Here is a 6,343-nt window from a genome sequence, read left to right as displayed (position 1 = left end):
GTTCAGATAAAAACGTCTCCACAAAACCCGGGGCAATTCAGAAGCTGAATGTCGCGGCCTAGCAGAGGTGATTGCACGCATTGGCGACAAGTGGACGGTCATGGTCTGTGGCCATCTCTCAGAAGGCACCCATCGTTTCAATGCGTTGAAGAACCGCATCCCCGGCATCTCGCACCGGATGCTGACCATCACCCTGCGCGGGCTCGAACGCGATGGACTGGTGGCTCGCAAAGCCTATGCTACCGTCCCGCCGAAGGTTGAGTACTGTCTGACCCCATTGGGGCAAAGCCTGACAGAACCTCTGGCAGCCCTAGCAAGTTGGGCACGCGAGAACCGGCCCGCCCTTGAACAGGCCCGCGCCGCATTTGATCGTCGTGCCGCGCAGGACTGAACTGGCGTTGAGGTGTGATGAAGCGCCCCGTCAATCAGCGGGGCATGCGGGGCATCATTCCATCAAGTAGCGCCACTTCACCATGCACTCGCCCAACTGTTTATCCCAAGATGGCGGTTCATTCTGCTGCAGTATAATTACCAATATGCGCAGCATCGTCAGGCACATGAACGGAAATTAGCTGGCAGACAGGAACAGCGGGGATGGCATACGCGAGTATGTCGGACTTGCCACGAGCATATTTCCGGTTTTGGAAATTCTTTATGGCGCCTTGTATGTCGAGGATGAGGCGTGTTCTGACGGCAGTTTCTGCTTCACGAACAGCGTATTCGCTTGATGGGGTAATGATCCATTTGCCCGTCTTCCGAAAGGAACGTGGCGTGTTCAGCCTGCGCCTGTGCCATCAGGAGATGGTCAAACGGATCACGATGATGCAGAGGCAAAGACATCAGGATCTGAAGATGTTCAGGCTGTATTTGCAGTAGAGAGAAACCTTCCGCAGGAATGGCTGCTAGAATATCGTTCATATCCGCATCCATTTTTCCGATACGGATTTTGATCGCAATCTCCCATAATGACACGATGCTCACCAGAATATCGTGGGCCGGATCTGCGATGATCTCTCGCGCATTTTCACCCAGCCGGTCGGAGTCCGAAAGCCACCACAGCAACGCATGCGTATCGAGCAGAACCTTCACAAGTCGCGTTCCATGCTCTCAAGAATGTCCGGTGGTGTCTCATCAAAATCTTCGCTCATTCTGATCCGTCCTCGAAGAGCTCCTGGCTGACGGCGGGGGCGATAGGAAGGAGCCGGCGGCCGCAATTCAGCGACAACCTCATCATGAGACGTCACGAGGATCGTACTGCCCTGTCTGACCTGACGCAGATACGCTGTCAGGTTTCCTCGGAACTCCCGAACACCGATTTTCTGTGGGGATGCTGCGTTATCTGAAAGATGCTCGCTCATAGTCTCCTCCTTATGTGTCATCATATCATGTACACAGAAGGAGGAGGTAGAGAATTCCTGAGGCATATTCGATTTCAGAGATCAGTGGCTTCCGACAGTGCCAGAGCGTCCTCGACATCCACCCCAAGGTATCGAACCGTACTATCCAGTTTTGAATGACCCAGCAGGATCTGCACGGCTCGGATATTACCGGTTCGTTTGTAAATCATGGCAACCTTAGTCCGGCGGAGCGAATGAGTTCCATATTCCCCGGCGATTAGTCCCACCGCTTGAACCCATTGATCCAAAAGCCGGGCGTATTGCCTTGTGCTCAGGTGAGCTTTGGCGCTTAGGCGACTTGGGAAAACATACTCATTCAAGCCACCACCTCGATGTTCCAGCCACGCCCGCACGCTTTCTCGCGTTGTTTCTGTAATTTCGAATTGCACAGGTCGCCGGGTTTTCTGCTGGACGACCATGGCTCGGTGGCGCACCTGACCACTGGTAACGATGTCGCCGATACGAAGGCTGACAAGATCGCAGCCTCTGAGTTTGCTATCGAGAGCAAGATCAAACAAAGCTCTATCTCTGACACGCTGTTCGCTCCCCAGCCAGAACCGAATAGCCCAGACGTGCTTTTCTTTGAGCGCCCGCTTGGCGCCAACCATTTTTCCTGCATTCCAAGGCACGGACGCCTTCAGCGTAGGCGATGGAAAGCGCGTTTTCTTTTCCATGATACTTTCTCCTGATCAGCTGCACATGCAGCAATCAGAAGTCTGGAGGAGGACATCGGCGGATAACGAGAATTATTGCCGACCGTCCGCTTTACGGAAACTGGAACGGCTCTTCTTATGACCGATATGAGGGCGGAAGCGGTCAGTCGGCTATCATACTTGTTTGGGTCTAATGAAAACCGATGGCTAAGGAAATCTGGATATACGCTTGGCTTGGGGTAGGAGACCTTTGAAACGTGTCAGCAAGAGCCGCATAAACGCATCACTGAACTGTCCGAGGAGTGGACTTCCATGCAGGTAGTATGAAGTCGCTATCGGGTCGAGATTGTACTCATCAAGTATAATCCACTGCTGTCGGTTCTGATCAAGACCGGCCCGTCGTTTCTCCATTGCTGGAACTTCAACCGCTGTACGGTCAGGATCTGGTAAGCGTGTTGTCACGGGAAGAAGGAGCAGATAGTTTCGATTGTCTCGTGCTACAAAAGCGGCGGCGACAGTTGTGGGACGATCCTTACGCCCTTCGCTTTCCCCACGTGCGTCCTGCCAGTGCCACAGATAGGGATATCGCAAGACCATCCCTGGTCGAAAATCAGCGCTCATGACTGTGGAGTAATGTCCAGCAAGTAGTCGTCTATTGCGCTTCCTATGTCCTGGACCAGATCAGCAGGCATGTCCGCTGTCGCGCCGACAAGACGCTCGTCGGCACTACGAGCTGTCAGCGCCTCATATTGTTCAACGCTGAGCATGATCAGTCGCGGTTTGCCACGCTGGCTGATTGAAACAGGGCCTTGCAAGGCGCTGGCGATGATATCGCCTGATTTACGAGACAGGTCACTGGTCGAAAATGTACGCACGATCCTCTCCTTCATTGAAGACTACAAATACAGCAAATACAGCAATGATGTAAATGGTGTAGATTATCCGCTGCGGGGATGGCTCGCTCATCGACGGTATGACCACGATAATTGGCGACATGCCCCAGCCGACAGTAATCTGCGCGGCGTGTGATAATTTAATTGCGTTCTGTTTCGTGGATGAGTGTGCTTGTTACCCTGTGATAAGGCAATGGGTTCCGCGAGGCCGGAAAGCTCGGTTTTTAGCGAATTATCCTCATATTCTGTTTTTTTGTCGAAAACCAGCGGATAATGATAATTGGAATACTGTTTTATCAGTGACTTATGAATCCATTTAATATGGATAATAGTGTAATTAGGTCAGGAGAAAACCACTGACTAATGATAAAAACAGCATGCTATTTTTAATAAGTCATTTTACTGCTTTTATGTCGGTCATTAGGAGTTGAGCGGGTCGATCTGCTTTCCGACAGTCTGCGGAAAAAGATGGTGTTTCCTCTGCTCCATCGCCGGATGAGTAGGTCATATTGCAGATTATCGGTGACCATTTTGCCCGTGGCCTCGTGTGTCTGTTTATCATTATCTTCTGGTTTTCGACATTTCGATTGGTTTTATGTCCGGATTTTTTATGTCCGACAAGGGAAATTATCGGACATAAAAACAGGGGAGGGGGCAGAAACCAGAAAATAACGCCGTTTCAAGTTATAGGCTGTTTAGATTGAATATGATATGCTTGCCTTTACGCTTGTAAAGACGTATTTTACATGTCTCGGACAAGGGGAAATGAGTATGGCCTCCATCAATCTGCGGATCGATAGTGCACTGAAGGAGCAGGCGTACGCCCGTCTGGCGGAGTTGGGCGTCACACCGTCCGATCTGATCCGTCAGACCTTCGAATATGTGGTGGAAACCGGGAAACTGCCGGTTGCACGGCATGTCCTCTCCACAGAGGACGCTGATCTGTTGCAGATTGTGCGCGAGCGTCTCGCCGTACCGTAAGTCCCCGTGGGCGTCTGGGTGTGTTGTGGGGCAGCGCTCTGGCCTTTCGGGAGTGGATCGAGAGAGGTGACGCGCGCGCGCCCTTTCGGGGAGCACTCGTGCGTCTGTGACAGAAGGAAAAGATTTCGTACTGATCGCCCTAAGCGATCAAGTTTCCACACTATAATAACATCACCAGATTGAACTATTTCAAGCATAGTATCTAAACCGGGACGGCTTTTTTCTTTTCCAGATACTCTATCTTCAAAAATATTCGATGAATCTACACCAGCATTTATCAATGCTTCAATTTGAGATGATGTTGTCTGAACAAAAACTCCTTCCTCATCCTTTCTCGAAGTGGAAACGTGCGCATATCCATAAAGCATTTCGTGACAACCTTTTACGACAACATACAAACGATTTTCTGCCGTTGTACAAAGCAACCTGTCCTATCGTGCCCAGGCCGTGCCTCTGTCGTGGATTCCACAATAACGCCACAATAGGATAATCAGATCATCAGCACCTGATCACATCGGATTCACAAAGAGAGATTTATAGTTTGATGCGTTGGACTTGTAACGGTTTTGTGCCGGTCAGGAAGTGGTTATGCCACTCTGGCTTCGAAAGCGAGAGGGCTGATGCCGCCCAGATATGAATGGCGTCGACGTGGATTGTAGAAACCATTGATATACTGGAAGATGGCCGCGGTCGCCTGACGACGGGTTGGCCAGTTTTGCCTCCAGAGCCATTCCGCCTTCAGGCTTTTGAAAAACGCTTCGACAGCGGCGTTGTCAAAACAGTTTCCCTTTCCAGACATTGAAGCCTGTACTCCGTGGGCCAGCAGCTTTTTCCGGAAATCATGAGAACAGTATTGGCTGCCACGATCGGAGTGGAAAATGCAGCTAGGCACCGGGTTACGCAGCCGCACCGCCATATCCAGGGCACGGATGGCCAGATCCTTTTTCATCCGGTCGTTTGCAGCCCACTCGATCACACGGCGACTGAACAGATCGATGACGACAGCCAGGTAGAGCCAGCCCTCGGCAGTCCAGATATAGCTGATATCCCCTGCCCATTTCTGGTTGGGGCCTTCAGCAAGGAAGTCACCGTCCAGAAGGTTGGCCACAATGCCAGACTGGTGCTGGCTGTCGGTCGTGACCTTGTGGCGACGGGTGCGCACGGGCCGGATCCTGTTGTCCTTCATGAGGCGACCAACACGACGTTCCCCGACATCAAGCCCGGCTTCCCTCAGTTCCATGGTCATGCGCGGCCGTCCGTAGGAGCCGTTGCGCAGGGCATAATGTTCACGGATATGCGCCAGCACTTTCAGATCGGTGCGCTGACGCTGACAGACCGGTCGGGATGTCCAGGCCCGGTAACCCCGTGCCGAGACCCGCAGGACTTGGCACAACCTCTCGATTGGCCATTCATGCCGATGTCTATGGATGAAGGCGAACCTCATGGCTTTTGGCTCGCGAAGAACTGGGTAGCTTTTTTTAGAATTTCCCTCTCCTCCCGCAGAATTCGGTTCTCCAGGCGGAGACGTTCATTCTCACGGGCCAGATCAGCCTGCTGTCCCGATCCCGGTTCGTCCGGACGATAATCCACCATCCATTTCGCCAGCGTAGATTTGCCAATACCCAGATCGGTCGCAACCCGCGTGCGTGACAGTCCACTGCTCAACGCAATCCTCACGGCCTCGCGCTTGAAATCTTCCGTATGTTTCATGGTGTCGTCGGTCTCCTGATACAAGCTTAAAACGCTCAGATGACCGGCACAAAACCGTTACAAGTCCAGGATGGGTTTGGGCGGGTTTGTTCCATAAATGGTGTATGGGGATTCCGATTTTGTCTTCGGTTTGTTAGCCGGGTGGGAGGAGTAAACTGCAACCGATGGGTTACCCAGCTTTGGCGCTACAATCACCGTTCATCGATTCCATGGCATGACGCGCAGAAGAGTGGCCATGCCGCACCACCCTGTCACTCCGGCGAACATCAACCCTACACCGACGAACGCCGACAAGCCAAAAAAGTCAGGGGAAACAAACAGACCGAGCAGCACACCGGTCAATACCATTGTACCAGCAGTAATCTGGACCTGTCGCATGATTTCAAGAGGTTGTGACCGATCCGTGATGGTGGGCAGTCCTGCCTGCCGCCATGCATCGATACCTCCTTGGAGAATATAGGCCGGAATTCCGTCTGTTACTGCTTCGAGACGCTTTGTATTGGCAGAGGTGCGCATTCCGGACTTGCAGTGGAATACGATCGGACGACCGTCATGCGACAGATCGCCAATCCGGTCGAGCGGTACGTTCCTTGCACCGGGAATATGCTCGCGTGCATATTCATCCGCACTGCGGATGTCGACTAGGCTCGCACCCGCATCGATCGCTGCACGAGTGTCGGCGGGAGAAAGGGTCGCAAGCGTCACAGAA

8 protein-coding genes and 1 pseudogene are annotated in these 6,343 nt (G+C 52.4%); 2 read left to right on the top strand and 7 right to left on the bottom strand.

The genetic code is table 11. The annotated features are described in order from the left end of the window. The first annotated feature begins 67 nt into the window (after positions 1 to 67). Positions 68 to 391 carry a winged helix-turn-helix transcriptional regulator gene (locus Absy_RS11350; protein WP_048854876.1) on the top strand — a complete coding sequence of 108 codons (324 nt, stop codon included), beginning with the start codon at positions 68 to 70 and terminating at the stop codon, positions 389 to 391. A gap of 314 nt (positions 392 to 705) precedes the next feature. On the opposite strand, the gene Absy_RS11345 is transcribed toward Absy_RS11350, so the two are convergent. The 4 genes from Absy_RS11345 to Absy_RS11330 form a co-directional block, all read right to left on the bottom strand. Continuing rightward, positions 706 to 1,089, bottom strand: coding sequence for a type II toxin-antitoxin system VapC family toxin (locus tag Absy_RS11345; RefSeq protein ID WP_048854875.1), 384 nt, complete (start codon positions 1,087 to 1,089; stop codon positions 706 to 708). After that, positions 1,086 to 1,424: a type II toxin-antitoxin system Phd/YefM family antitoxin gene (locus Absy_RS11340; protein ID WP_181015904.1), complete on the bottom strand. Its 339-nt coding sequence runs from the start codon at positions 1,422 to 1,424 to the stop codon at positions 1,086 to 1,088. Before Absy_RS11340 ends, Absy_RS11345 begins: the two co-directional genes overlap by 4 nt. An 8-nt stretch (positions 1,425 to 1,432) precedes the next feature. Continuing rightward, entirely contained in the window at positions 1,433 to 2,071 is a 639-nt protein-coding gene (locus Absy_RS11335; RefSeq protein ID WP_012813326.1) for a tyrosine-type recombinase/integrase, read from the bottom strand. Positions 2,072 to 2,667: 596 nt separating this feature from the next. Then, positions 2,668 to 2,925, bottom strand: a complete 258-nt coding sequence (locus tag Absy_RS11330) for a type II toxin-antitoxin system prevent-host-death family antitoxin (RefSeq protein WP_245614830.1) — start codon at positions 2,923 to 2,925, stop codon at positions 2,668 to 2,670. A gap of 783 nt (positions 2,926 to 3,708) precedes the next feature. On the opposite strand from Absy_RS11330, the gene Absy_RS12775 reads away from it, so the two are divergent. Then, positions 3,709 to 3,924: a type II toxin-antitoxin system RelB/DinJ family antitoxin gene (locus Absy_RS12775; protein WP_245614829.1), complete on the top strand. Its 216-nt coding sequence runs from the start codon at positions 3,709 to 3,711 to the stop codon at positions 3,922 to 3,924. 116 nt (positions 3,925 to 4,040) lie between these two features. Here Absy_RS12775 and Absy_RS13055 read toward each other — a convergent pair. From Absy_RS13055 to Absy_RS11310, 3 genes and pseudogenes are all read right to left on the bottom strand, one after another. Next, positions 4,041 to 4,292: pseudogene (locus Absy_RS13055) on the bottom strand (recombinase family protein); the annotation flags it as partial. A 218-nt stretch (positions 4,293 to 4,510) separates the two neighbouring features. Further along, positions 4,511 to 5,634 (bottom strand): IS3 family transposase gene (locus Absy_RS11315; protein WP_181015903.1). Its coding sequence is split into 2 segments (ribosomal slippage): positions 4,511 to 5,406 and positions 5,406 to 5,634, totalling 1,125 coding nucleotides; the frame shifts between segments, so codons are not numbered across the junction. A gap of 198 nt (positions 5,635 to 5,832) precedes the next feature. Then, positions 5,833 to 6,339 (bottom strand): rhodanese family protein, encoded by a 507-nt coding sequence (locus tag Absy_RS11310; RefSeq protein ID WP_048854869.1) that lies wholly within the window; start codon positions 6,337 to 6,339, stop codon positions 5,833 to 5,835. Positions 6,340 to 6,343: the final 4 nt, after the last annotated feature.

It is taken from the genome of Acetobacter syzygii (genome assembly GCF_000964225.1).
Classification (GTDB): Bacteria; Pseudomonadota; Alphaproteobacteria; order Acetobacterales; family Acetobacteraceae; genus Acetobacter; species Acetobacter syzygii.
Note: the sequence above shows the minus strand (reverse complement) of the source record. Positions and strands in the feature narration are given on the sequence as shown.

Bases quoted from the DNA above. Each gene is read 5' to 3' on its own strand.
- Absy_RS11340 (WP_181015904.1), bottom strand. From the start codon at position 1,424: ATGCCTCAGGAATTCTCTACCTCCTCCTTCTGTGTACATGATATGATG.
- Absy_RS11335 (WP_012813326.1), bottom strand. From the start codon at position 2,071: ATGGAAAAGAAAACGCGCTTTCCATCGCCTACGCTGAAGGCGTCCGTG.
- Absy_RS12775 (WP_245614829.1), top strand. From the start codon at position 3,709: ATGAGTATGGCCTCCATCAATCTGCGGATCGATAGTGCACTGAAGGAG.